Raw genomic sequence first — 24,241 nt, 5'->3', positions numbered from 1 at the left:
GGAAAGGGTATGGATATCAAGTTAGGCTATATTATTTTATATGTAGAAAACATTGAAAAAAGCATAACGTTCTACCGGGATATGTTAGGATTTCCTGTTAAAATGCAAGTGGAATCGTATACAGAGTTTGATACAGGGGCTACGACACTTGCCATAAATACAAGAGAATCGGTTCGGAATCTTACGGATCTACCTATTCCTTTTGGAAAACGAACAGAACAAACAAGTGAGATTGGATTGGTAACGGAGGATGTGGAAGGACTGATTGAACAATTAAGAAGCCAGGACGTTCCAATTCTTCTCGAACCAGTACAAAAGCCGTGGGGACAAACCGTCGCTTACGTCTCAGACCCAGATGGGCACTTCATTGAAATCTGTTCACCCATAACATAACAGCCCAACCTTACCCAACAATCCCCATAGCAAAAATGAAAACTAAAAATATCTAACAAAAGACCGTTTCTTTTTTCTAAAAAAAAGGGTATCTTATCTAGGTGATGAAGAAKWCRTAAATAGAAAAGCGGAGCCGACTGTTTAGGGGCGTATGGATTGGAGGGCTTGGCATCGAAATAAAGGAAACACGAAGAGCGGTAGCGATTCGATGTTGGACTTATTGAAGGTGACAAGACCGGAAATCCAATAGCCCCTAGGAGGAGGAGCTGGACATGAAGAAAAGCGGAGCCGACTGTTTAGGGGCGTAACGATTGACTGAGCTCTCAATATAGAAAATCCGCCCCAAAGCGGCTCATTAAAAAACACAGATTCCACAACGGAGGTTACCTATGAAAACAAGAGTATGTTTAGTATATGGTGGTAAATCAGCAGAACACGAGGTGTCTTTACAAACAGCAAAGGCAGTTATTAAAGCGTTAGACCCGTCGCTTTATGAAATACATCCAATTTATATAAGCATTGAAGGTGAGTGGCAGAAAGGTCCAAAATTAGAAGGGCCTGTAGAGGAAGTAAAGCAACTTCAATATCAGAATGAGCAAGTGCAACCATTATCTCTAGCTGCTGCAACAGAGGAGGAAGGGTACGACATTATCTTCCCACTTTTACACGGTCCAAACGGAGAAGATGGAACTGTTCAAGGGATGCTTGAATTGTTAAACCTACCGTATGTAGGGAATGGTGTATTATCTTCGGCAGCGGGTATGGATAAAGTGATTATGAAGAATCTGTTTGCACAAAGCGGATTAGACCAAGTGAAATACACATGGTTCATCCGTAGTGAATGGAAAGCGAATGTAGAAGCTGCCTATGAAAAAGTGGAAGCGGAGCTTGGATATCCTTGCTTTGTTAAGCCAGCGAACCTTGGATCCAGTGTAGGGATTAGTAAAGCGAGCAATCGCGAAGAGCTAGTAGCGGCGTTTGAGGAAGCCTTCCAATTTGATCGTAAAATCATTATTGAAGAAGGTGTGGTTGCTCGTGAAATTGAAGTGGGCGTATTAGGAAACCGATGAGCCTGCTTGTTCTGTGATTGGTGAGATTGTACCGAAAACAGATTTCTATGACTACAATTCAAAATACGTCGACGNGTAATACGGCTATGATCMTTCCCGGCAGAGCTTCCTGAAGGTGTGGAAGAGAGAGTGAAGGAGCAAGCAATCTGCGCATTTAAGTCGTTAGATTGTTCGGGCCTAGTACGTGCGGACTTCTTTTTAACGAAGGATCAACGCTTAATTATTAACGAAGTGAACACGATGCCAGGATTTACACCTTTCAGTATGTTCCCTCTATTATGGAAAGAAGCTGGAGTCTCGTACCCAGAGCTTATTAAACGATTAATCGACCTTGGAGTTGAGCGACACCAAGAGAAGCAACAAATTAAACATACAAAATAAATAAAAAAAAAGAAAGGCACGGTGTACCCACTCCGTGTCTTTCCTTAAGGAGGTATTCTTGTGATAAAACGTACAATTGGTCAAATTGCGACGATCGTAGGAGCGTTAAATGATGTATCCCTTTTCAAGGATCAACTAGTTCACGGAGTGATCATTGATACAAGAAAACTAACGGCGGGCAATTTGTTTGTTCCGTTCAAGGGAGAAAATGTAGATGGCCATACATTTGTAAGGGATGTACTAGAAAAAGGGGCAGGTGCGGCATTTTGGGAAAAATCTGCTGGACCTGCACCAGAGGGACTTCCGGTTATTGTAGTAGAAGACTCACTCGTAGCTCTTCAAACCTTATCGAAAGCGTACCGCAATGAGCTGAATGTAAAAGTAGTAGGTGTCACAGGAAGTAACGGTAAAACAACGACAAAAGATATTTTATTTGCCCTATTATCTACAAAGTATCGCGTTCATAAAACAGAGGGAAACTATAACAATCATATTGGGTTACCATTAACGATTTTGAGTTTGCCAGAAGATAGTGAGGTAGCTGTTCTTGAGATGGGAATGAGCGGCTTTGGAGAGATACGGGAACTCACACAAATTGCGCTTCCTGATGCAGCAATCATTACGAATATCGGAGAATCACACCTTCAGGATTTAGGGTCAAGAGAAGGGATTTCTAAAGCGAAATTTGAAATTGTTGAAGGGCTGAAGTCTGAAGGGTTATTTGTGTATAACGGTGACGAACCACTTTTACAAGAGCGCGTAAAGGGGTATGGAGGAAGTAAAGAAACGTTTGGACGCCATTCCTCTAACACGATGTATCCGACCAAGCTTGCACCAAGTGGATTTGGTACTACGTTTAGCGTGAACGTTAGCGACGAAGAGTTTCATTTGCCTATTTTAGGAGAACATAATGTGATGAATACCATGGGAGCGATGCTCATTGCAAAGTTTTTCGGCGTGGGATTTGGAGACATGCAAAAGGGACTCTCCACGTTGAAATTGACCGGTATGCGCCTTGAGGTTAGTACAGGTGCAAAAGGGGAAACGATTATTAACGATGCCTACAATGCTAGCCCGAGCTCTACGAAAGCGGCTATTGACCTGCTTCAAACCATTAGCACGACGGGTAAACGATATTTTGTTGTAAGCGATATGCTAGAACTGGGACCAAATGAAGAAGCGTTCCATCATGAGGTTGGTACGTATGTGACGGATGATATTGATTGTGTTTTGACATACGGCCCGTTAAGTTCATTTATCGCAGAAGGAGCGAAAGAAACGTTGCCTGAAGACCGAGTGATTCATTTTGATGAGAAGAGCGCGTTAATCGCCTATCTAAAAGTGGTGGTAAAATCAGATGATACGGTTTTAGTGAAGGCATCTCGTGGAATGAAAATGGAAGAGGTTGTTCTTGCTCTTCAAAAAGAATAGCAACCGATCAATTATAAAGTGAGGTGAGGGGAATGCAAGGGTGTTTGTTAATACATGGGTTCACAGGCAGTCCATATGAAGTAGAGCCCCTCGCTGAATTTTTGAGGAAAAAAACCGACTGGAACGTAAAAAGTATCACTCTACCTGGCCACGGAGACGAGCTAAATCTTCGAGGGGTCACCTCTGATAAATGGATAGAAGCCGCAGAAGAGGGTGTGGAAGAATTACTTCAATTATGTGATAAAGTCTATGTCATCGGGTTTTCGATGGGCGGCTTACTCGCAAGTTACCTTGCGTATCAGTATCCTGTTGAAAAACTCGTGTTATTAAGTGCTGCTGCTTATTATGTGAATCCCAAGCAGCTCCTTAAAGATACTAAAGAAATGATACGGGATGGAATGAGAGGACAATTAGTTGATAATGAGCTATTTATCAGGTATAAGAATAAAATAGGGGCAACTCCAATTTCGGCCACACTCCAATTTAGAAGAGTTGTGAGAAAGGTTCGCCCTCTATTAAAAGAAGTGGAAGTTCCTACGTTAATTGCACAAGGTTTAGTAGATGGGATTGTTCCTCCCAAATCGGCTAAATATTTATATGAACAAATTAGTGCGACCCAAAAAGAAGTGTTCTATTCCCCTGTTGCCAAGCATTTAATCTGTCATAGTGAAGATTGTGATGAGCTATTTGAACGAGTTTTCATCTTTTTAAACCAATAAGGAAATATATTTCATACAGTATGGATTGAAATTTTTAGGATTTAATGATAACATGTAAGTTAACATCGTTCGTTCGTGAACTTGTAATGGAAGCTCTTCGCAAGCGGAGAGTATATTTTTTTGTTTTCTTTTCTAGGATTTCCCAAGAATCGGAAAAAAGAATTTTTTAGGAATTGAGCGATGACTAATTCCTTTCTAAATATAGGATACTAAGAAACGTCAGCATGATCGGATATTTCATGCTGAAGAGAAATAAAAGGAGAATGAGTAGATTGACAAAATTTTCAGAGTTAAATTTAAGCCCAAGTATGCTTAAATCCATTAACCGCATGGGGTTCGAAGAAGCAACTCCAATTCAAGCGGGTACAATTCCATTAAGCTTAGAAGGCAAAGACATTATCGGTCAAGCGCAAACTGGTACTGGTAAAACAGCTGCATTTGGAATTCCATTAGTAGAAAAAATCGATACAAAAAATACAAACGTACAGGGACTAATTATTGCTCCAACTCGTGAACTTGCCATCCAAGTTTCCGAAGAGCTATACAAAGTTGGATACGACAAGCGTGTACGTGTATTAGCTGTATATGGTGGGCAAGATATTAACCGCCAAATCCGCGCGATGAAAAAAGGTCCTCATATTATCGTTGGGACACCTGGTCGTCTTCTTGACCACATCAACCGTCGTACGTTAAAGCTTGATCAAGTGCACACATTAGTTCTTGATGAAGCGGATGAAATGCTAAACATGGGATTCATCGATGATATCGAATCAATTTTAAAGAACGTGCCAGAAGGACGCCAAACGCTATTGTTCTCAGCAACAATGCCTGGTCCAATTCGTAAGATTGCAGAGAACTTCATGACGAACCCGGAAACAGTTAAAGTAAAATCAAAAGAAATGACCGTTTCTCTTATTGATCAGTATTTTGTTAAAGCTCAAGAACGTGAGAAGTTCGATATTCTTGCTCGTCTTTTAGATACACAATCTCCAGAGCTTGCGATCGTATTTGGTCGTACAAAGCGTCGTGTAGATGAACTATCTAAAGCTTTATCTATCCGTGGTTACCAAGCAGAAGGAATTCACGGTGACTTAAGCCAAGCGAAACGTTCAAGCGTTCTTCGTAAGTTCAAAGAAGGTCGTATTGAAGTATTAGTTGCAACCGACGTTGCGGCACGTGGACTTGATATCTCTGGTGTAACACATGTGTACAACTATGATATTCCACAAGATCCTGAAAGCTATGTACACCGTATCGGACGTACGGGCCGTGCTGGTAAAGAAGGTATGGCGATGACGTTCGTCACTCCACGTGAAATGGGTTACCTACGTATTGTAGAACAAACAACAAATAAGCGTATGACTCCTATGCGTCCACCAAGTGTGAACGAAGCGTTAGAAGGTCAACAACGTCTTGCAAAAGAAAAGTTAGTTGAAGCTATCAACTCTAACGGATTAGATGAGTACGAAAAGTTAGTTGCTGAATTACTAGGTGAGTATACTCCAGAACAAGTAATAGCAGCATCGTTAAAGCTTTTCACAAAAGAACCAGACAAAACTCCTATAGAAATTACAGAAGAGCGCCCATTACCATTTAAAGGTGAGCGTCCTCGTCGTAATAACGATAAGCGTCAAGGTGGTGGCGGAGATAGAAATCGTCGTGGTAAGAGCGGCGGATCTTATAACCGTAACAACCGTTCTCAACAAGGTGGAAACCGTCAAGGTCAAGGGCAAGGTCAAGGAAGCTCTAACCGTAGAAGAAAACAAGACTAATAAAACAAACAAAAGCAGAGGAGCAATCCTCTGCTTTTTTTAAATCTTCTTCTTCTTATATTTGGTAACAGCTAAATGGTAGCCTTCGTCAATGAGTGCTTTCAACTGTTCAAATGTCTGTTCAGAGGGGTTGATCACAGATATCCAGGACATCCATCCGTATACAGGATGGGGAATTATTTCATCTGTTGCTGCAAAGTTAACATCCATCTCGATTGTTTGACCAGCAAGAGGTCTTTTAGGAATGCTTCCGAATTTCTTCACAAACGTATCTTTCTCTATTGCTACATTTAATCGGTAAACACCATCTGAATTTAAATTTGAGGCTTGATCGTTGGGTCCATCTTTCAGTTTGATTGTTAGAATGTATACTCCCTTGGTCAGCTTATCTTCAGGGTTATAAAAAATCCCAAGTTCTCCCCAGTTAGGATGACGAACGGTCCCTTCATAGGATTGTAGTACATATTGTATGATGTCTTTAGGTTTCAATCCATCTCCCCCATTCGCTCGTGTTCGTCACGTACAATAGCATTGTCACTGCTTCTTTTTCGCTCATGAACAAACTTCCAATCATCATTTTATCATATCTAGGGTAATGTAATAAAAACATGGAAAGGATGATGGGGATGATTGTTCGACTTGGATATGTAGCGATGAGCTTAGAGTTACAAAATGCCTCACCGTCACAAACGATGACCTATAAACAATTCTCGAGTATTAAAGATCGCGCAGCGGCCCTCCGGAAACTTGAGCGCATTGCGACATCAAACTTACATAACTGCTTACGATTACTAAAGCATAATGCCCTCCATTCTATTGAGTTTTTTCGATTTAGCTCGAAGCTGATTCCTCTAGCGAACCATCCAGACACTAAAGGCTGGCGCTACATGAGTGCATTGAAAGAGCCACTTAACGAAATAAAAGAATACTTACAGCAACATCCCACTATGCGTGTAGATTTTCATCCTGACCACTTTGTGTTGTTAAACTCTACAGACAAAGACATTATGAAAAATAGTCTTCTTACGTTACAAATGCACCGTCAATTATTAGAAGGGATGGGGATTGACCCTACTCACCGCTGTGTGCTACATGTTGGTGGGGGATATGATGACAAAGAGAAGGCTCTCGAACAATTTATTCATAATTGGGGATTCGTTCCTACCAACCTGCAAGAAATGATCATATTAGAAAATGATGATACAGTTTTTACTCTTTCTGAAACCTTGTATTTATGCGAAAAATTAGGTATCCCGTGTGTATTTGATTATCATCACCATCTTGCCAATAAAGAAGAGGATTGGACGGAACATTGGGACCGTGTCGTGAATAGTTGGTCAAAGTCGCCCCTGCCTGTTAAAATCCATATCTCAAGTCCTCGCTCGCCATCAGAATTTCGTGCTCATGCAGAATATGTAGATGTGAGTATGTTTTTTGATTTTCTAGATAGGATAAAAGATCAAACTGCAAGGGTAGATTGTATGATTGAAGCAAAAGGTAAGGATCTTGCTCTATTTCAACTAATCGAGCATATTAAAGAGACACGTAACGTCTCGTGGATCAGCCAAGCAAGTTTTGAATATTGATTAGATGAAAAAGAATGAAAGTAAACGAAACCAATGGAATATGGTATCGTATAGGTATGTAAGTGATTAGATTGGGGGAGTTGTTGGTGGAGAGGAGAGCACCTAGTAAGCGAATATCAAAAAGAGCTTTAACTGTATGGAGAATTCACGGCTTAATCCATTCTCTTATTATCATCGCCGTTTCTATCGGACTAACGGTAGTTTCGTTTCTAAATGATTGGCCGTTTTATGTGTGGTTAAGCGGTATAGGCGTTGCTATTTTATATACTATTTTCTTTGTAGCCGTATTACCTAGCTTACGATGGAAAAGATGGCGGTATGAAGTTCGCGACCTTGAGATTGAACTTCAGCATGGAGTAATATTCGTCAAGCGGACGTTAATACCGATGGTGCGCGTGCAGCATGTGGACACGATACAAGGTCCGATTTTACGCCCGTTTAAGCTGGCGACGATTACGATTTCAAGCGCCGCTACGGTTCATGAAATTCCAGCGCTAGACGAAGGAGAGGCAGATGATTTGCGAAATTCTATCTCAAGCCTAGCGAGGGTGGCCGAAGATGATGTTTGAGCGTAAAAAACTTCACCCCATTTCAGCAGTAACCAATTTGCTGAAAAGCTTAAAAGAAATTATCATACCGTTTATCGTATTAGTTTTTTTAATGCGGGTAGCGAGAAAACGGCGTTTTGGGATTATATCCCCATTGGAGTCATGGTGTTACTACCCATCATCGCATTTATTAATGGAATTTTAAAATGGTGGAGATTCTCATACAGAATAGAAGAGGAAGAGCTTAGAATTGAATACGGTGTATTCATTAGAAAGCGTCGCTATATACCCATTGAACGAATTCAAAGCTTAAATTTCTCTGAAGGTCTACTACATAGGCCGTTCTCCCTTGTCAAAGTGAAGGTGGAGACCGCCGGATCCTCTGACCCTTCTGAAGCAGAAGCGGAATTAACGGCCATTAGAAAAGAAGAAGCAGAAGAACTTCAAACAATCATCAGGCAAATTAAAAAATAAAAAACGCTCAGAAACAAGTGAGTCCGTTGGGGAATTAGACGGGGTAGAGGCAGAGTACGAGTTAAAAGAAGAAATCGTCTATCAAATGTCTCTGAAAGATTTATTCCTTATGGGATTAACTTCAGGAGGAGTGGGAGTTATTTTCTCTGGATTGGCGGTATTCTTTTCACAAGGATCGGAATTTATACCGTATGAGTACGTATACGATCAATTAGAGATCTTTGTGAGTAATGGGGTTGTCTTTGTTTCGGTCATTAGCTTTTTCGCCCTTTTATTCACATGGATGCTATCGGTTGGGGCGACGGCGATCGTGTACGGAAATTTCACCGTAAAAAAGCTAGAGAATGAGATTATCGTCATGAAAGGACTAATTGAAAAGAAACAAATTACCATCCCGCAGGACAGGATACAAGGAATTCATATTGTACAGTCGCCTATCCGTGAGTTGTTGGGCTTTAGTACGGTGAAAATTGTGAGTGCGGGAGGTTCCGTTTTAGATAAAGATTCAGTGAACATCAGTGTTCTACCTTTTATCAAAAGAAACCAGATTGGTTCCATCATGAAACAAATTGTTCCAGGATATGAACTTTTAGAGAGCATAACGCCACTTCCAAAGCGCTCTAAAAGGAAATACATTATCAGACTTCTCTTTCTACCGATTTTACCTATGATTGGCTTGACGGCGGCATGGTTTCCTTACGGAGCCTTATCATTTGTAGGCGTACCATTTCTCTGGTGGTTTGCACTGTTGCAGCACCGGACAGCTGGAGTACATGTGGGGACGGACCAATTGACGGTTCAATACCGCGGAGTCACTAAGAATCGGATCGTGTTAAAGAAAAATCGCATTCAAGTAATAGAGTACTCAGAGTCATGGTTTCAGAAACGAAACAACCTTGCAACGTTACTCAGCACCGTGAAGTCAAGCGGAGCATCGCTTGTAGGAAAAGTAAGAGATTTAGAAGGGAAGACCGCACACGACGTAATGGAGTGGTTCTCTCCCAAACAAAAATAAGGTGACCAAGGGTCGCCTTATTTTCCTTTTCTATATAAAATGAACGGCACAAGTAATCCTCCGCCTACCAAGCCACCAATATGTGCGAGAACATTCACGTCAGGTTGTCCAAATGTTAGGGCAGCGGTGGTGACGGCGATGATAATAATAAGGGGCTTGGGTTGTAAGGGAAGAGTCCTCGAGGCAAAGCCAAGTCCGATATAAAACCCAATAAGAGAAAAAAGGGATCCACTCGCGCCTACATGGCTATAGGAAGGCTCCTCTATCCATAAGGTAGCCAGATTTCCGAAGATTCCGCCCGCAATGTAAACAAAAAGAAAATCGAATAGAACCGATAAACTGTTCAAGGTATGGACCAAATAACAAAAGGGTCAGGGAGTTAAAAACTAAATGTGATAAAGAGTAGTGTAAGAATATACTCGTTACAAGGCGCCACCACTCTCCTTGCATAATATATAGATTTACACCACCAAACCATTCAAATAGCCAGATGTGAGGAAGAAGAGGGATTTTTGTTAAAGCATAGAGTAGTACTTGAAAGAGAATAATGGTCGTAATGACTGGATACGATTTACTAAAAGCAGAAAAGGATTCCGTTCGTTGAAACATACCGATTGCTCCTTTTACAAGTGTTTAGAACTAATGTATGTTGGACGGGCTGTAAATAGAAGGAGAGATAGAATGATAGAGGGAATTGGTGTAGATATTATTGAACTAAGGCGAATTGACCGTCTTCGAAAAAACAAACCCGCTTCGCGGAACGAATTTTAACCGAAAGAGAATTAGAGATTTTCAACGATCTATCAGACCGCCGTCAAACAGAGTTTCTAGCGGGTCGGTTTGCGGTGAAGGAAGCCTTTTCTAAAGCAAAGGGTACGGGAATCGGAAAAGACTTAAGCTTTACAGATATTGAAGTATTACGTGCAGAAACAGGACAACCGACCATCACACTGCCCCTAGACTACCAATCCAGTTCGTTTGTTTCCATCTCACACAGCGAAGACTACGCTGTGGCACAAGTAGTGCTGATGAAAAAAATAGAAAATTAAGTTTGATACGAGCTCATTATCATATTCCAACAGTTTGTCTCATATATTCATAATGCATAAGGAGGGACAAGAACGGAATAGGAACGAGTTGGTTTTTCATGACCGTTTCTTGTCTCTCCCTTTATTGTATAAGAATAAAAAAGGGGTTGGGACAGTGAAAAAGTATTCACCATTGTTGTTGGTTGTTATGTTGATGCTTGTTTTAGCAGCTTGTGGAACCAAGACACAAGAGGATGTTACGAAAAGCTTAGGTAAAAAGATAGAAGAAACAAAGAGCTACAAAGCAGAGGCGCAAATGACGCTTCAAGTGGGTGAAGAGCCACAAACATATGATGTAGAAGTTTCCTATAAAAACCCTAACTACTACCGCGTACAATTAAAGAATGTTGCCAAGGATCAAAGTCAAATCATTTTACGCAATGATGAAGGTGTATTCGTACTAACTCCAGCTTTAAATAAAAGCTTTAAATTCCAAAGTGACTGGCCGGATAATAGCAGTCAAGCCTACTTGTTTGAATCGTTGGTAAAAGATGTACTAGAAGACACAGAGGCAAAATATACAGAAACAGAAGATTATTATGTGTATGAAACAAAAACAAGATATCAAAACAATCAAATGTTACCGATTCAAGAAATCTCTTTTAACAAGAAGGAGTTAACGCCTGCTGAAGTAAAAGTGATGGATACAGATCGTAATGCACTCGTAACAGTAAAGTTTAAAAAAGTGGAACTAGGTGTAAGCTTTGACGAAGATGCATTTGATATGAAGAAAAACATGTCCAATGCACAGCTAGACGTAGCCGTTATGGCGGAAGTAGAGGACAGTGAATTTACAGTCTTATACCCAACTGAGCAATCTGGGACAGCTCTAGTAGAAGAAAAATCAGTGAATACAGACACTGGTAAACGTGTAGTGTTAACATATGACGGAGAGAAAAGCTTCACATTAATTCAAGAGAAAAATACACTCGTACCTGCTGTTGGTATGACCCAAAGTGTCATAGGTGATCCTGTAGATCTTGGCTTCTCTGTTGGAGCACAAACAGAAAACTCCATTTACTGGTCGTATAACGGCGTGGACTATATGCTAGCATCAACTGAACTCTCGAAGGAAGAAATGGTCAACATTGCCCAGAGTGTACAAGGAACCGTAATTAAATAATGAAAAAAGGCTGTCCTCTTTAAAAGAAGGACAGCCATTTTTCTGGACCTTGCGTGGATAGGATCGGATAAAAATTGCCAGGCGGGATTCCCACTTTTTGTTTGACAGACAAGTAAGGAAGGTGAATAATCGGAATAAACAAGTTGAACGAATGGTATAAGGAAGTGGAAGATTAAGTGAGTACTCAATCACCGTTTTTTCGAGATACATGGGTTGAAGTCAATATTAATGCATTAAATAACAATATTAAAAATAATAAAAAACATGCTAACTGACGATGTCGAAGCCTTCGCGGTCGTAAAAGCAAATGGATATGGTCACGGAGATATTCAAGTAGCAAAAGCTGCATTGCAAGCAGGAGCAAACGGAATTGCCGTCGCATTTTTAGACGAGGCGATTAATTTGAGGGAGCACGGAGTAACCGAGCCCATCCTCGTATTAGGTGCCACTCGACCAGAGTATGCACGTGTAGCCGCTGAAAAGGGAATTTCTTTAACTGTGTATGAAGAATCCTGGATTCAGGAAGTGAAGCATTTTACGCCTTTTACCAATCCACTTGCCCTGCACATTAAATGTGATACAGGAATGAACCGGCTAGGATTAAAGAGTGTTGAAGCCCTAATGAGAATGGAAGAGGAGATCGAATCAAATTCTTCTTTAGTTCTAGAAGGAGTTTTCACTCACTTTGCCACATCTGATGAAATTGAACGCTCATATACAAAAAGACAAATCGCCTTATTCCATGACTACTTACATGCGTTAAAAAAACGCCCTCGATATGTGCACGCTGGAAATAGCGGCGGCGCATTACGCTTTTCTGAAGCAAAGTTTAATATGGTGAGAATTGGTATCGCGATGTATGGGCTAACTCCTTCACCAGAAATTACCCATGAACTAACGGTCTCACTTTCCCCAATTATGTCCATTCATACAAAAATCGTCCATATAAAAGAATTACCGAAGGGCGAGAAAATCAGTTACGGGGCGACATATGAAACACAAGACAACGAATGGATCGCTACCATTCCTATTGGCTATGCCGATGGATGGCTAAGAAAGCTCCAAGGTCAAGAAGTACTAGTGGAAGGAGAAAGAGTTCCAATTGTCGGCCGAATTTGTATGGACCAATGCATGATTAAGCTTCCAAGAGAAGTACCTGTTGGAACCATCGTTACCCTCATCGGGACCCAAGGAAGCGAAACGATCACGATGGAAGAAATCGCTGATAAAATGGACACAATCAACTATGAAGTTCCATGTATCATCTCAACACGAGTTCCCAGAGTGTACAGAGAAAATCATCAAACCATTGAAGTCTCCAATCGCCTGCTTGGTTCCTATACGTATAAAATAAATGACATGGAATAAAATAGTATGAATAAAACAGTTCGAAAATAGATAATAATAGTCATGGTTATTAATGTTTACACTTTCTTTTCTGCAATATTAGTGATACTATTAGTGTGGTAGGATTATCGGTACGTAATGATTGGTGGAGGTGTCGTTTGTGTCTGAAACAAGCGCAACAACAGAAATCTTAATTCGCTTACCTGAACAATTGCTAACGGAACTTGATGGCTATGCGGAGTTGGAAAATATGAATCGTAACGAGATTGTATATCGTGCAACGAAAATGTATTTACGTGAACGCAAGAAACGCCAGCTAAGAGAAACAATGAGACGAGGCTATATGGAAATGGCAAAAATCAACCTTGCCATTGCTTCTGAAGCGATGCAAGCTGAATACGAAGCTGATCATACAGTTGAACGTTTAGTCAGCGGAGGATAATCCCTTGAATGTCAAGCGTGGTGACGTGTATTTCGCAGACCTTTCTCCTGTTGTGGGTTCAGAGCAAGGCGGTGTTAGACCGGTGCTTGTTTTGCAAAATGACATAGGGAATCGGTTCAGTCCCACTGTAATCGTTGCTGCAATCACAGCTCAAATTCAAAAAGCAAAGCTGCCTACTCATGTTGAGATTGATTCAAAGCGATACGGCTTTGAAAGAGATTCCGTTATTTTGTTAGAACAAATACGAACAATAGATAAACAGCGCTTAACGGATAAAATAACACACCTAGATGAAGGTATGATGGAACAAGTGGACGTAGCTGTTCAAGTTAGTCTAGGACTTATACAATTTTAATTTATGGAACTCTCTCGCTTGGTGCGAGGGAGTTCTTTTTTTGTTTGGATGGTGATTGTGATGGCGGTGCAGGTATAGTGGTGGCAGGAAGGAGAGAGATGGGCGAGCGCGGTGCAGAAAGAGGAGAAAGAAGGGAGAAGAGCATCGCGCAGACCGAGCGCGGTGCACAAAGAGGAGAAAAGAAGGGAGAAGAGCACCGCGCAGACCGAGCGCGGTGCAGAAAGAGGAGAAAAGAAGGGAGAAGAGCGCCACGCAGACCGAGCGCGGTGCACAAAGAGGGGAGCAAAAAAGAAAGAAGAGCACCTCGCGGCCCAAACGCAGTTTCCAAAGAAGAACCAAGAAGAAAAAACAGTACCGCGCCATCTCCCCACAACCCGACAATCGCCGCCACCCCGTCAACACCCAAAAACCCCGCCAAATAAACTCAAAAAAAAACCAAACAACCCCAAAAGGTCATCAGTCTACACGCCGAAATTGTTAAAACAAAAGAATCAAAGCAACTGCATCGTTGTCACACAAGTCCCATCTTCCTTATAAGTAGACAGCTTGCTTTCTGCTACTTTTCCGTCCTTTTTAATCACAACGGTATAATCACCGTTTCTTGGTAACCAAAGATCAATAAATCCATTCTTAGGTGTAGTCATCGTCTCATTAATAATTGTTTCTCCAGTAGAGTCGGTTATGGAAACCTCAAACTCCTCATTTACAAGTTCTCCTTGACAGCTTGTTAGGTTATGATTTGTACAAGGGTGCGTGTTGTTTTCAAATGGAGCAATCGAAACAAAGAATTCATCTTCTGGTAGCAGATAGGTTTTATCTGAGCCATCTTCCTCTGTCACCATTAAATATTCAGATGTAATGGAGGCGTTCTCAGCCTGTAATTCGCCTATGCTATATTGATGAACCAAGTCTTTTACATCACTAGAGTTCATACCGCTAGAACTCTCTTGGGAATCATTTCCTCCGCATGCTGCTAAAAATCCTGTTAGAATGGTCAAAACAAAATATAACGAAAAACGCTTCATACAATCGCTCCTTTTGCATAATAAAAAGTCGTGCTACACATAAGTATACAAATTAAATCCCATCATGTAAGGGGTAAAAGATAATTTCACAAACTTGTCAATTTAAAGACAAAAAAGACAGAATGAGAGCGACAGATGTTTTTATTTTTCGTTTTATGAAAGTTCTGATACTATAAAAAGATAAGGGATATTGCGCCGTTACCTAAAGCTAAGGGGGATGAGAATGTACAGAGAAGTAAACCAGTTTGTTAAGGATCATCAAGATGAGATTCAAAAACACTGGAAAGATCGTATGCAAAAAGAAGCAGATATTCGATACGTGAAAGTCATTTCTGAAGAAGTGTTCGATCGTACGAGCCGAGAATTTATCCATTTAATTTTCGCGGATTTAATGGGAGACAATACAGAGTTTGCATCTAAGCTTGAATATTTTTCGGAAAAAATCATTCGATTAGGCTGGCCACTATCAATGGTTACCCTTGGGATTCAACATTTTGTTCGAATTGTAGCAAAAAAAGTGATGGATCAACCGAATATATCTAAAGAAGAACATGAAAACTACGAAAATTTCTTTGATGAGTGGATGAGTCCAATCCAAACAGAAATTATTGATAGCTACACGAAAACATGGGAAAAGACCGTATCGCTCCAAAAAATTGCGCTACAAGAGCTTTCTGCTCCACTAATCCCTGTGATTGACCAAATATCAGTCATGCCTCTTGTAGGTACAATTGATACAGAACGTGCGAGACTCATCATGGATAACCTGTTAAGTGGAGTCGTCAAGCATCGCTCAGAAGTTGTTTTAATTGATATTACCGGTGTACCCTTAGTAGATACTATGGTGGCTCATCATATTATTCAAGCAGCAGATGCAGTCAGACTTGTAGGAGCTACTGCGATGTTAGTAGGCATCCGTCCGGAGATTGCTCAAACGATGGTGAACTTAGGTATACATTTAAATCAGTACACAACAAAAAGCACCATGCAAAAAGGCATGGAAGCAGCACTTGAATTAACTAAACGCAAAATAGTACACGTGGAGGATGAATAACGTGAGGATACCGATATTAAAATTAAAAGATTGTCTCTTAATTTCCATTCAATGGGAGCTTGACGATCAAACGGCCTTACAATTTCAAGAAGATCTTTTACATAAAATTCATGAAACAAGCGCAAAGGGAGTAGTCATTGATTTAACTTCCATTGACTTCATTGATTCGTTCATTGCTAAAGTATTAGGGGACGTCATTGATATGTCAAAGCTTATGGGGGCGAAAGTTGTTATTACCGGAATACAGCCTGCTGTTGCCATCACATTAATTGAGCTTGGAATTCGAATGGAGAATGTTCTAACTGCCATGGATTTAGAAAAAGGTCTGGAGAAACTACAACAGGAATTGGAGGAATAGATATGGAAATCCAATCCTGTGTGAAAATCATCAATGAATGGGATATCGTGGCTGCGAGACAGCTTGGTCGTAATGTTGCAAAGGAGTTAGGATTTGGCACCGTAGACCAAGCTAGGATAACCACAGCCATAAGCGAATTAGCAAGAAATATATACCTATATGCAGATCAGGGGCAAATTTGCATAGAAAAAGTAACGAATCAGAATAGAACAGGTGTAAAAATTATTTCGAAGGATCAGGGGCCAGGGATTCCTGACTTACGAAAAGTAATGGAAGATGGATACACCACATCGGGAGGATTAGGAGCTGGTCTTCCAGGTGTAAAACGGTTGATGGACGAATTTTCGATAGATTCAACGGTCGGCGTTGGAACGGAGATTATTACGGTTAAGTGGCTCCGTTAGGGGAGGGTGACGATGGATTTTAAAAAAGTAATGGATGAAAAGTATAAAGAGATACTAGAAGGTTACATGCTTGACCCAAGTGAAATTGCTCTTTATTCTAGTCAAAAATTTAGTAGAAAAGCAATAGAGCACAAAATTTCACCTGAAGATGTAGTCAGTTTACACCGTTCCTTACTTTCAGAGTTGCATCCTGATTTACCAGAAAGTGTGCACCGTTCATTTGATATTTTATTAGAAGTCATGATTGGGTATGGATTTGCGTATCGGGAACATCAAACATTACGAAGCATTCAGCAGGAACTGAATAATGAAATTGATATTGCAGTGAATATGCAAAACACGTTACTTCAAACGCATATTCCGAATTTGAAACCACTCGATGTTGGGGCCATTAGTGTGGCTGCCAAGAAAATGAGCGGAGATTATTATCATTTTGTTCAAAATAAGGATCATTCAATGAGTGTTGCGATTGCGGATATTATTGGAAAAGGGATTCCTGCTGCTCTATGTATGAGTATGATTAAATACGCAATGGATTCTCTTCCAGATGATTACCATGCCCCTAATAGTGTGTTAGAGAACTTAAATCGTGTGGTGGAGCAGAACGTAGATGCAAGTATGTTCATAACAATGTTTTACGGAATGTATCAGGTACATAACCATACATTTTATTATTCTACTGCCGGACATGAGCCAGGATTCTTTTATCGTCAAAGTGATCAATCCTTCCATACCATAGAGGGAAAAGGTTTACTACTTGGTGTAGATAAACAAACGAAGTATCAGCAATACGAGCATACGTTACAAGTGGGAGATATGATTATTCTTATGTCTGATGGAGTAACAGAGTGCCGAACAGAAGAAGGGTTCATTGAACGAGATACATTGCTTGAGATGATTCAACAACATTTCCATTTACCGAGTCAGGAGCTTGTTCAAACCATTTACAAAGAGTTAGAACGAGCGCAAGATTTTCAACTACGTGATGATTTCACTTTAATCGTAATTAAAAGAAAAAATTAAAATTAGAGGTTTAGCCAGGCTATTTAAAGGGTATTGAGAAGAAGATGAATAGTATAAAGAGGTGAATGAAATGAACTTGACAATTAACAAGCAGGAACAAAAAGGGCAAGAGATTTTCGTTTCAATTAGTGGCGAAATTGATGCATATACAGCACCGAAACTAAGAGAAAACTTAGATGAAATAGCTGGACAAGAAGGAATTCACTTAACGATCGATCTTTCGGATGTTACATATATGGATAGTACAGGTCTCGGTGTGTTTGTCGGAATGTTTAAGAAGATGAATGCAACGAATGGCCATCTGAAATTAGTAAGCTTATCGGAGCGTTTAAGAAGATTATTTGAAATTACTGGTCTTGCAGATATCATGGATATTAATTCGGAAGTTAAAGGTGGCGTTGAATAATGGAAAAACTAGACTACATCGAGATGAAAGTACCTGCGAAAGCGGAGTTTATAGGTGTTATTCGCTTAACGTTATCTGGTATTGCTAGTCGAATGGGTTTTACATACGATTCAATCGAAGATATTAAAATTGCTGCAAGTGAAGCGGTGACGAATGCCGTTCAGCACGCCTATCAATCTGAAGCGTCAGGCGAAATTACCATTGGATTCGGAATGTTTATGGATCGCTTAGAGGTCATGATTGCTGATCAAGGTAAAAGCTTTAACTTCCAAAAAACTCGTGAAGAAGTTGGACCTTATAATGAAGAACATGCTATTGAGTTTTTACGTGAAGGAGGATTAGGATTATACCTGATTGAGAGTTTGATGGATGAAGTGAAAATCCAACAAAATGACGGGGTTACAGTCTTAATGACGAAATACCTTGAAGAAGAGCGGGTGGAATCTGATGCAGAGACTATCTCAACCTAAGCAGCATCCTTCTAAAGATCATATTAATGAATGGATACGCTTATTTCAGGAGAACGGGGATGATGATGCACAAACTCAGCTCGTTCTTCATTATGAAAAGCTCGTTCAATCCATTGCTCGAAAGTATTCTAAAGGTCGTTCTCATCACGAAGATATTGTACAAGTAGGGATGATGGGATTATTAGGAGCAATTCGCAGATACGATGCGGATTACGGGAAAAGCTTCGAAGCATTTGCTATTCCCACCATCGTAGGTGAAATTAAACGTTTCCTTCGGGACAAGACGTGGAGTGTTCATGTTCCAAGGCGAATAAAAGAATTAGGTCCTAAGATTAAAAAACAGTAGAAGAGCTAACCACGGAGCTTCAAAGGTCCCCTCTTGTAATAGAAATTGCCGAGTATTTAGAGGTGTCTGAGGAAGAAGTACTTGAAGCAATGGAAATGGGGAAAAGCTATCAAGCATTATCTGTCGATCACTCAATAGAAGCTGATTCAGACGGCAGCACCGTGACATTACTCGATATAGTAGGAAATGTAGATGAAGGATTTGAAAGAGTTAACCAAAAGCTAGTGTTAGAGCGTGTGCTTCATGTTTTGACTGAACGAGAAAAGAATATCATTCAATACACCTATATAGAGAATCTAAGTCAAAAAGAAGCTGGAGAGAAGTTAGGTATTTCTCAAATGCATGTGTCCCGTCTGCAGAGAAGAGCGATTAAGAAATTGAAGGATGCCATTACTGAAACTCAAGGTTCGGAGCATTAGTCACGTATGTCGTTTATTCACACCTCACAAATAGAAGCGCTTGTAGAACAGCGATCAAAAGGCAATAATTCTTACTGTGGAGATAGTTACTTTATGAAAGCGACAGATGATTTTTTTATCTGCGTATTGGCCGATGGACTGGGTTCAGGTAAATTTGCGAACGAATCTTCAGAGGCGGTAGCAACAGTTGTAGAAACTTATTATGAAGAAGACCTACACACATTAATGGAAATGTGTAACAAGGTATTGCTCCATAAAAGAGGAGCTGCAGTTGCCATTTTAAAAGTGTACTTTGAATCCAATGTCTTTGACTATATTTGTGTAGGAAATATCCGTTTTTACCTTTATTCTCCCAAAGGTAAATTAACGTATCCTCTTCCTGTTTCAGGATATTTGTCTGGTCGACCACAAAGATTTAAGGTCAACCGGTTCTCGTTTGAACCTAAATCGAAATTTGTACTCCACTCAGATGGCATAACAGCTTCTAACATTAAATCTATCCTATCAAAATCGTTACCTCTCCCCTCCTTAGCAGAGGATATTATGGCACAACAAAACCATTATCCAGATGATTCTACCATGATTATGGGGAGCCTACACTAGTAAGGTGTAGGTCTTTTTTTTGGTTAATTACACTCTTACTGAATTAGATTGCCCTATAAATTCTATGGTAAAATAAGAGAGTTACTATATAGGAGGTACCCATATGACCGTAGATGTGAAAGTGGATCAAAATGTGTTATTGAAACAACTGACAACAGAACTGAAATTAAATTTCAAGCAAGTGAAGAGTGTTATTGACTTGCTAGAAGAGGGAAATACGGTTCCGTTCATTGCCAGATACCGTAAAGAAATGACGGGATCGCTCGACGAGGTCCAAATAAAATCCATTATGGAACGATGGAACTACTTACAAAACTTAGAATCACGAAAAGAAGAAATCCTTCGTTTAATAGATGAACAAGGAAAACTGACCGAAGAACTGACACAGTCTATTAAGCAAGCAGCAAAGCTTCAGTTTCTTGAAGATTTATATAGACCCTACAAGCAAAAGAGAAGAACGAAAGCTACAGTTGCTAAGGAAAAGGGTTTAGAGCCATTCGCGCAGTGGATGTTAACATACGAAGCTTCATCTGTAGAAGAACAAGCAAAAAAATACATAAATGAAGAACTTGGAGTAGAATCAACAGAACAAGCGATCGAAGGTGCAAAAGATATTATAGCGGAACAACTCTCGGACGAACCTGAAAGCAGACAATGGATTCGTAAAGAAACAACGACAAAAGGGAAAATTGTTACGTCAGTGAAAAAGCAAGAACTTGACGAAAAGGGTGTATTCGAGATGTACTATGAATACGAAGAGCCTGTCTCAAAAATAGTTCCTCACCGTGTTCTTGCGATGAATCGTGGAGAAAAAGAGGACGTCCTAAAGGTTTCTGTTGTACCGCCAGTTGATACGATCCTTGCTTATTTAGAAAAGAAAACCATCACCAAAGCCGGTTCACCGTCAGAAGCTTATGTAAAGGAAGCGATTGAAGATGGATATAAACGGTTAATTCAGCCGTCTATAGAGCGAGAGATTCGAAGTGAACTGACAGACGTGGCGGAGAACCAAGCAATTCATATTTTCTCTGAAAACCTGCAAAATCTATTATTGCAACCACCGTTAAAAGGGAAAATGGTGCTAGGTGTGGACCCGGCCTACCGAACAGGCTGTAAGCTTGCTGTTGTGAATGAGACGGGGAAGATGCTTTATATTGACGTGATTTATCCTCATCCTCCTAAAAATAAGCTTGAAGAAAGTAAAGCTAAGGTGAAGGATGTATTAAACCGCTTCAAAATTGAGATTGTTGCAATTGGAAATGGAACAGCTTCTAGAGAAACGGAGCAGTTTATTGCGGATATTATTCAAGAGGGATATAAAGAAATCTCGTATATTATTGTAAATGAAGCAGGTGCAAGTGTGTATTCGGCATCGGAAATTGCTCGTGAAGAGTTTCCAGATTTACAAGTAGAAGAAAGAAGTGCAGTCTCAATTGCAAGAAGACTACAAGACCCCCTATCTGAATTAGTGAAAATTGATCCTAAATCTGTCGGAGTTGGGCAATATCAGCATGATGTGTCACAGAAGAAACTAAACGAAAGCCTTGGATTCGTCGTTGAAACAGCCGTAAACAGGGTAGGGGTGAATGTAAACACTGCGTCGTCTAGCCTCCTGCAATACGTTTCGGGCCTTTCAAAAACAGTGGCACAAAATATTGTCAAAAAGCGAGAAGAGGTAGGAAAGTTTCATTCCAGATCTGAATTAAAGAATATTCCAAGATTAGGCGCTAAAACATATGAGCAATGTATAGGATTTCTTCGAATTATAGATGGGGAAGAACCACTAGATAAAACACCGATTCATCCAGAAAGTTATAAAGAGGTGAATCAACTTATAAAGAGTCTAGGAATCACTAAAGATAACCTTGGTTCTAAAGAAGTGATGGACAGACTTTCAACCATTGATGTAAGGCAAGTAGCAGAAGATTTAGGGATTGGCGAGGTAACGCTAAAGGATATTATGGATGCGTTAATGAAACCAGGAAGAGATCCGCGTGATGAGCTATCCAAGCCATTATTGAAAAAAGGAGTACTGAAGCTCGAGGACTTAGCAGTAGGAATGGAGCTCCAAGGGACCGTTCGTAACGTGGTGGACTTTGGTGCATTTGTTGATATTGGTGTGAAACAAGATGGCCTTGTCCACATTTCTAAGTTGAAAAAAGGGTTTGTCAAACATCCACTTGATGTTGTGAGTGTTGGACAAGTAGTCACCGTATGGGTCGACAGCGTAGATGTTCAAAAAGGAAGGGTTGCATTAACGATGCTCTCTCCTCATAAAGAAGACTAATCACTTGGGGGCTGTTTTCATTTTAGGAGAACAGCCCATTTTTACATTTTTATTGTATATCCCATCAAATCCCCTGTTTCTTTCTATAAAAATTCCAACATTGGTTTAGAAGTTTTATTTGGTAACGGTCTTTATCATAATAGGCTTTCCTTAATTGGTTTTGTAACCAGTTCGGCATGATGTAACCTCCTTTAGAAGGTATTGGCTATTAATACTATATGATATAATGGGTTGTCACGTTCGGATAGGAGGATAATATATGACAAACAGAGAATTACAGAGCCTAGTCGAAGAACTATCAGTCACCTACTTTCGAAAACCATTCCTTCACCAGGCTTACTTTAATCCTCGCTTACGCACGACGGGAGGTAGGTATCTATTATCCTCTCACCATATTGAAATTAATAAGAAGTACTTAGAAGAATTAGGAATAGAGGAGTTAATTGGGATCATCAAGCATGAGTTATGTCATTATCATCTTCATTTAGAAGGAAGAGGGTACAAACATGGGGACCAAGATTTTAAAAGGCTAAGTCATAAAGTCCGTGCACCAAGACATTGCTCTACACTGCCATCTGTCACACATAAGCGTAAAACTACCTATTATGAATATAAATGCTCTCACTGTGATCAAGCCTACTACAGAAAGCGGAGGGTAGATACAAGACGATTCGTATGTGGAAGGTGTAAAGGAAAGCTACTCCTTGCCCAATCTATAAAAAGTAATTGACTTCTTCTAGGATTCTTTTTATAATATACATTGTCGATATGACGAAATATCTTTTCATTAATCCGCAGTAGCTCAGTGGTAGAGCTATCGGCTGTTAACCGATCGGTCGCAGGTTCGAGTCCTGCCTGCGGAGCCATTTTTATTTGGGGAAGTACTCAAGTGGCTGAAGAGGCGCCCCTGCTAAGGGTGTAGGTCGGGTAACCGGCGCGAGGGTTCAAATCCCTCCTTCTCCGCCAGATACGATCTTTTTAACAAGGCCCGTTGGTCAAGCGGTTAAGACACCGCCCTTTCACGGCGGTAACACGGGTTCGAATCCCGTACGGGTCATCGGCATAAAAAAGAGAGAATGAAGGTACAAGCTGCCTGGAATTCTCTCTTTTTTTTGTGTGTTTTTTGGTATTGTACTTTTGTGAAGTAAAGGTTAGCTCGGTTGGGACTGCTTTTTAAACGAAATTTTGTGGCTTGGATTTTTTTGCGTGCAGGTTTGTCGTGGGTGGGACTGTCTTCTTGTTCTCTTTTCCTCTCATCTGGTGCGCCTATCTCCAAATCCCGTGCGACTCTTACTTTCTTGTGCGGCTAAACCCTCTTCTCGTGCGGGTTTACTCCAATCTCGTGCGGTCCCCTTCTCTTCTGGTGCGCCTATTTCCCATTCCCGTGCGACTCTTACTTTCTTGTGCGGCTAAACCTCATCCTCGTGCGGGTTTACTCTAATCTAGTGCGGTTCCCTTCTCATTTGGTGCGCCTTTCTCCCATTCTCGTGCGACTCTTACTTTCTTGTGCGGCTAAACCTCATCCTCATGCGGGTTTACTCTAATCTCGTGCGGCTCCCCCAAGCCTCCCCCTACTCTGCACACCTAAAATCCAGCACAAAAAAAACCAAGACACAATGATCTTGGCTGAAGTGGCTTATATCGCATGTAAGCCTGTATATAGAATGGACAGCAAGTTACCCTCTTTTAGCTCCTTTTCCGCCTCTTCTAGATTCTGTGTTCTTTTTAAGAGAGGAAAGGCGGTCTTCACTATCTTTAAGAAAGCGAGCCATTTTTTGTTCGAATGTTTCTCCTCTTGGTGCCGCGCGGTCTTGCTTGTGGTTTGAATTGCCTCGTGGACGTCCGCCACCTGATGGACGGTCATGACGTGGTCTTTCTGGTCTGTCCGGTCTTTCTGGCTTGTCAACTGCTTTACGTATAGATAGGCCGATCTTTCCATCACTTTCTACATTAAGGACTTTAACTGTCACTTCGTCTCCTACTTTTAAGTGATCGTTAATATCCTTTACGTAGTTATCTGCTACTTCACTAATGTGAACTAGACCGGTTTTACCTTCTGGCAACTCCACGAACGCACCAAAATTTGTATACCTGTCACTCCT

26 protein-coding genes, 3 tRNA genes and 4 pseudogenes are annotated in these 24,241 nt (G+C 40.6%); 27 read left to right on the top strand and 6 right to left on the bottom strand.

Annotation, left to right across the window (positions count from 1 at the left end):
• Positions 1 to 9: 9 nt before the first annotated feature.
• The 5 genes and pseudogenes from M44_RS01890 to cshA all read left to right on the top strand — a co-directional run bounded on the left by M44_RS01890 (position 10) and on the right by cshA (position 5,766).
• Complete coding sequence (locus M44_RS01890) at positions 10 to 393, top strand: VOC family protein (RefSeq protein WP_010170391.1); 384 nt, start codon at positions 10 to 12, stop codon at positions 391 to 393.
• Positions 394 to 782: 389 nt separating this feature from the next.
• A pseudogene (locus tag M44_RS19695) lies at positions 783 to 1,844 on the top strand (D-alanine--D-alanine ligase).
• 60 nt (positions 1,845 to 1,904) lie between these two features.
• On the top strand, positions 1,905 to 3,275 hold the full coding sequence (locus M44_RS01880; protein ID WP_010170389.1) for a UDP-N-acetylmuramoyl-tripeptide--D-alanyl-D-alanine ligase: 1,371 nt from the start codon (positions 1,905 to 1,907) through the stop codon (positions 3,273 to 3,275).
• Positions 3,276 to 3,307: 32 nt separating this feature from the next.
• Entirely contained in the window at positions 3,308 to 3,994 is a 687-nt protein-coding gene (locus tag M44_RS01875; protein ID WP_010170388.1) for an alpha/beta hydrolase, read from the top strand.
• Positions 3,995 to 4,266: 272 nt separating this feature from the next.
• Positions 4,267 to 5,766 carry a degradosome RNA helicase CshA gene (gene cshA, locus M44_RS01870; protein ID WP_010170387.1) on the top strand — a complete coding sequence of 500 codons (1,500 nt, stop codon included), beginning with the start codon at positions 4,267 to 4,269 and terminating at the stop codon, positions 5,764 to 5,766.
• A 39-nt stretch (positions 5,767 to 5,805) separates the two neighbouring features.
• Here the strand turns inward: cshA and M44_RS01865 are convergent, their stop codons facing one another.
• Positions 5,806 to 6,255, bottom strand: coding sequence for a DUF6194 family protein (locus tag M44_RS01865; RefSeq protein WP_010170386.1), 450 nt, complete (start codon positions 6,253 to 6,255; stop codon positions 5,806 to 5,808).
• A gap of 131 nt (positions 6,256 to 6,386) precedes the next feature.
• On the opposite strand from M44_RS01865, the gene uvsE reads away from it, so the two are divergent.
• From uvsE to M44_RS24560, 4 genes are all read left to right on the top strand, one after another.
• On the top strand, positions 6,387 to 7,352 hold the full coding sequence (uvsE, locus tag M44_RS01860; protein WP_029326678.1) for a UV DNA damage repair endonuclease UvsE: 966 nt from the start codon (positions 6,387 to 6,389) through the stop codon (positions 7,350 to 7,352).
• An 86-nt stretch (positions 7,353 to 7,438) separates the two neighbouring features.
• The gene (locus M44_RS01855; RefSeq protein ID WP_010170383.1) at positions 7,439 to 7,921 is read left to right on the top strand and encodes a PH domain-containing protein; all 483 of its coding nucleotides are present in this window, start codon (positions 7,439 to 7,441) and stop codon (positions 7,919 to 7,921) included.
• 141 nt (positions 7,922 to 8,062) lie between these two features.
• Entirely contained in the window at positions 8,063 to 8,374 is a 312-nt protein-coding gene (locus M44_RS24565; RefSeq protein WP_050770859.1) for a PH domain-containing protein, read from the top strand.
• A gap of 130 nt (positions 8,375 to 8,504) precedes the next feature.
• Positions 8,505 to 9,389: a PH domain-containing protein gene (locus tag M44_RS24560; RefSeq protein ID WP_237705180.1), complete on the top strand. Its 885-nt coding sequence runs from the start codon at positions 8,505 to 8,507 to the stop codon at positions 9,387 to 9,389.
• A gap of 17 nt (positions 9,390 to 9,406) precedes the next feature.
• Here M44_RS24560 and M44_RS29735 read toward each other — a convergent pair whose 3' ends face one another.
• The gene (locus M44_RS29735; protein WP_162013630.1) at positions 9,407 to 9,736 is read right to left on the bottom strand and encodes a rhomboid family intramembrane serine protease; all 330 of its coding nucleotides are present in this window, start codon (positions 9,734 to 9,736) and stop codon (positions 9,407 to 9,409) included.
• Positions 9,636 to 9,998 carry a rhomboid family intramembrane serine protease gene (locus tag M44_RS24555; protein ID WP_010170382.1) on the bottom strand — a complete coding sequence of 121 codons (363 nt, stop codon included), beginning with the start codon at positions 9,996 to 9,998 and terminating at the stop codon, positions 9,636 to 9,638. Before M44_RS24555 ends, M44_RS29735 begins: the two co-directional genes overlap by 101 nt.
• Before the next feature lie 72 nt (positions 9,999 to 10,070).
• Here M44_RS24555 and acpS point away from each other — a divergent pair.
• The 5 genes and pseudogenes from acpS (at position 10,071) to M44_RS01820 (ending at position 13,744) form a co-directional block, all read left to right on the top strand.
• A pseudogene (gene acpS, locus M44_RS19680) lies at positions 10,071 to 10,438 on the top strand (holo-ACP synthase).
• A gap of 154 nt (positions 10,439 to 10,592) precedes the next feature.
• On the top strand, positions 10,593 to 11,600 hold the full coding sequence (locus tag M44_RS01835) for a LolA family protein (protein ID WP_010170380.1): 1,008 nt from the start codon (positions 10,593 to 10,595) through the stop codon (positions 11,598 to 11,600).
• A 176-nt stretch (positions 11,601 to 11,776) separates the two neighbouring features.
• Positions 11,777 to 12,968 (top strand): annotated as a pseudogene (alr, locus tag M44_RS19675) (alanine racemase).
• A gap of 139 nt (positions 12,969 to 13,107) precedes the next feature.
• Positions 13,108 to 13,389, top strand: coding sequence for a CopG family ribbon-helix-helix protein (locus tag M44_RS01825; RefSeq protein ID WP_010170376.1), 282 nt, complete (start codon positions 13,108 to 13,110; stop codon positions 13,387 to 13,389).
• 4 nt (positions 13,390 to 13,393) lie between these two features.
• Positions 13,394 to 13,744 (top strand): type II toxin-antitoxin system PemK/MazF family toxin, encoded by a 351-nt coding sequence (locus M44_RS01820; protein WP_010170374.1) that lies wholly within the window; start codon positions 13,394 to 13,396, stop codon positions 13,742 to 13,744.
• Positions 13,745 to 14,235: 491 nt separating this feature from the next.
• Here M44_RS01820 and M44_RS01810 read toward each other — a convergent pair whose 3' ends face one another.
• A complete protein-coding gene (locus M44_RS01810) occupies positions 14,236 to 14,769 on the bottom strand; it encodes a CueP family metal-binding protein (protein ID WP_010170369.1) in 534 nt (177 codons plus the stop codon).
• A 223-nt stretch (positions 14,770 to 14,992) separates the two neighbouring features.
• Here M44_RS01810 and M44_RS01805 point away from each other — a divergent pair, with 223 nt between their 5' ends.
• From M44_RS01805 to M44_RS01765, 9 genes and pseudogenes are all read left to right on the top strand, one after another.
• The gene (locus M44_RS01805) at positions 14,993 to 15,823 is read left to right on the top strand and encodes an STAS domain-containing protein (protein WP_010170367.1); all 831 of its coding nucleotides are present in this window, start codon (positions 14,993 to 14,995) and stop codon (positions 15,821 to 15,823) included.
• Positions 15,816 to 16,181, top strand: coding sequence for an STAS domain-containing protein (locus M44_RS01800; RefSeq protein ID WP_162013629.1), 366 nt, complete (start codon positions 15,816 to 15,818; stop codon positions 16,179 to 16,181). The genes M44_RS01805 and M44_RS01800 overlap by 8 nt, the downstream gene beginning before the upstream one ends.
• A 2-nt stretch (positions 16,182 to 16,183) precedes the next feature.
• Complete coding sequence (locus M44_RS01795) at positions 16,184 to 16,585, top strand: anti-sigma regulatory factor (RefSeq protein ID WP_010170363.1); 402 nt, start codon at positions 16,184 to 16,186, stop codon at positions 16,583 to 16,585.
• A gap of 12 nt (positions 16,586 to 16,597) precedes the next feature.
• Positions 16,598 to 17,608, top strand: coding sequence for a PP2C family protein-serine/threonine phosphatase (locus M44_RS01790; RefSeq protein WP_010170361.1), 1,011 nt, complete (start codon positions 16,598 to 16,600; stop codon positions 17,606 to 17,608).
• 70 nt (positions 17,609 to 17,678) lie between these two features.
• Complete coding sequence (locus tag M44_RS01785; protein WP_010170359.1) at positions 17,679 to 18,014, top strand: STAS domain-containing protein; 336 nt, start codon at positions 17,679 to 17,681, stop codon at positions 18,012 to 18,014.
• Entirely contained in the window at positions 18,014 to 18,484 is a 471-nt protein-coding gene (rsbW, locus tag M44_RS01780) for an anti-sigma B factor RsbW (protein WP_010170357.1), read from the top strand. The genes M44_RS01785 and rsbW overlap by 1 nt, the downstream gene beginning before the upstream one ends.
• Positions 18,462 to 19,249: pseudogene (gene sigB, locus M44_RS19670) on the top strand (RNA polymerase sigma factor SigB). Before rsbW ends, sigB begins: the two are co-directional and overlap by 23 nt.
• 6 nt (positions 19,250 to 19,255) lie before the next feature.
• A complete protein-coding gene (locus tag M44_RS01770; RefSeq protein ID WP_029326676.1) occupies positions 19,256 to 19,852 on the top strand; it encodes a PP2C family serine/threonine-protein phosphatase in 597 nt (198 codons plus the stop codon).
• 103 nt (positions 19,853 to 19,955) lie between these two features.
• Positions 19,956 to 22,139, top strand: coding sequence for a Tex family protein (locus tag M44_RS01765; protein WP_010170347.1), 2,184 nt, complete (start codon positions 19,956 to 19,958; stop codon positions 22,137 to 22,139).
• A 64-nt stretch (positions 22,140 to 22,203) separates the two neighbouring features.
• On the opposite strand, the gene cmpA is transcribed toward M44_RS01765, so the two are convergent.
• The gene (gene cmpA, locus M44_RS26670; RefSeq protein WP_010170345.1) at positions 22,204 to 22,317 is read right to left on the bottom strand and encodes a cortex morphogenetic protein CmpA; all 114 of its coding nucleotides are present in this window, start codon (positions 22,315 to 22,317) and stop codon (positions 22,204 to 22,206) included.
• An 81-nt stretch (positions 22,318 to 22,398) separates the two neighbouring features.
• Here cmpA and M44_RS01755 point away from each other — a divergent pair, with 81 nt between their 5' ends.
• The 4 genes from M44_RS01755 to M44_RS01740 all read left to right on the top strand — a co-directional run bounded on the left by M44_RS01755 (position 22,399) and on the right by M44_RS01740 (position 23,196).
• Positions 22,399 to 22,869 carry a SprT family protein gene (locus tag M44_RS01755; RefSeq protein WP_010170343.1) on the top strand — a complete coding sequence of 157 codons (471 nt, stop codon included), beginning with the start codon at positions 22,399 to 22,401 and terminating at the stop codon, positions 22,867 to 22,869.
• Between the two features lie 61 nt (positions 22,870 to 22,930).
• Positions 22,931 to 23,005, top strand: a tRNA-Asn gene (locus M44_RS01750).
• 9 nt (positions 23,006 to 23,014) lie between these two features.
• Positions 23,015 to 23,105, top strand: a tRNA-Ser gene (locus tag M44_RS01745).
• A 19-nt stretch (positions 23,106 to 23,124) separates the two neighbouring features.
• Positions 23,125 to 23,196, top strand: a tRNA-Glu gene (locus M44_RS01740).
• Between the two features lie 619 nt (positions 23,197 to 23,815).
• On the opposite strand, the gene M44_RS01730 is transcribed toward M44_RS01740, so the two are convergent.
• A partial coding sequence (locus tag M44_RS01730; protein ID WP_010170341.1) for a S1 domain-containing RNA-binding protein occupies positions 23,816 to 24,241 on the bottom strand: 426 nt, incomplete at its 5' end.

Source organism: Bacillus coahuilensis m4-4 (genome assembly GCF_000171615.1).
GTDB lineage: Bacteria > Bacillota > Bacilli > Bacillales > Bacillaceae_K > Bacillus_T > Bacillus_T coahuilensis.
This window is presented reverse-complemented; position numbering and strand designations above follow the sequence as displayed.

Coding starts and splice junctions, on each gene's coding strand:
- M44_RS01890 (WP_010170391.1), top strand. CDS start 10: ATGGATATCAAGTTAGGCTATATTATTTTATATGTAGAAAACATTGAA.
- M44_RS01875 (WP_010170388.1), top strand. CDS start 3,308: ATGCAAGGGTGTTTGTTAATACATGGGTTCACAGGCAGTCCATATGAA.
- uvsE (WP_029326678.1), top strand. CDS start 6,387: ATGGGGATGATTGTTCGACTTGGATATGTAGCGATGAGCTTAGAGTTA.
- M44_RS24565 (WP_050770859.1), top strand. CDS start 8,063: ATGGTGTTACTACCCATCATCGCATTTATTAATGGAATTTTAAAATGG.
- M44_RS24555 (WP_010170382.1), bottom strand. CDS start 9,998: ATGTTTCAACGAACGGAATCCTTTTCTGCTTTTAGTAAATCGTATCCA.
- M44_RS01810 (WP_010170369.1), bottom strand. CDS start 14,769: ATGAAGCGTTTTTCGTTATATTTTGTTTTGACCATTCTAACAGGATTT.
- M44_RS01805 (WP_010170367.1), top strand. CDS start 14,993: ATGTACAGAGAAGTAAACCAGTTTGTTAAGGATCATCAAGATGAGATT.
- M44_RS01800 (WP_162013629.1), top strand. CDS start 15,816: ATGAATAACGTGAGGATACCGATATTAAAATTAAAAGATTGTCTCTTA.
- M44_RS01795 (WP_010170363.1), top strand. CDS start 16,184: ATGGAAATCCAATCCTGTGTGAAAATCATCAATGAATGGGATATCGTG.
- M44_RS01790 (WP_010170361.1), top strand. CDS start 16,598: ATGGATTTTAAAAAAGTAATGGATGAAAAGTATAAAGAGATACTAGAA.
- M44_RS01785 (WP_010170359.1), top strand. CDS start 17,679: ATGAACTTGACAATTAACAAGCAGGAACAAAAAGGGCAAGAGATTTTC.
- rsbW (WP_010170357.1), top strand. CDS start 18,014: ATGGAAAAACTAGACTACATCGAGATGAAAGTACCTGCGAAAGCGGAG.
- M44_RS01770 (WP_029326676.1), top strand. CDS start 19,256: ATGTCGTTTATTCACACCTCACAAATAGAAGCGCTTGTAGAACAGCGA.
- M44_RS01765 (WP_010170347.1), top strand. CDS start 19,956: ATGACCGTAGATGTGAAAGTGGATCAAAATGTGTTATTGAAACAACTG.
- cmpA (WP_010170345.1), bottom strand. CDS start 22,317: ATGCCGAACTGGTTACAAAACCAATTAAGGAAAGCCTATTATGATAAA.
- M44_RS01755 (WP_010170343.1), top strand. CDS start 22,399: ATGACAAACAGAGAATTACAGAGCCTAGTCGAAGAACTATCAGTCACC.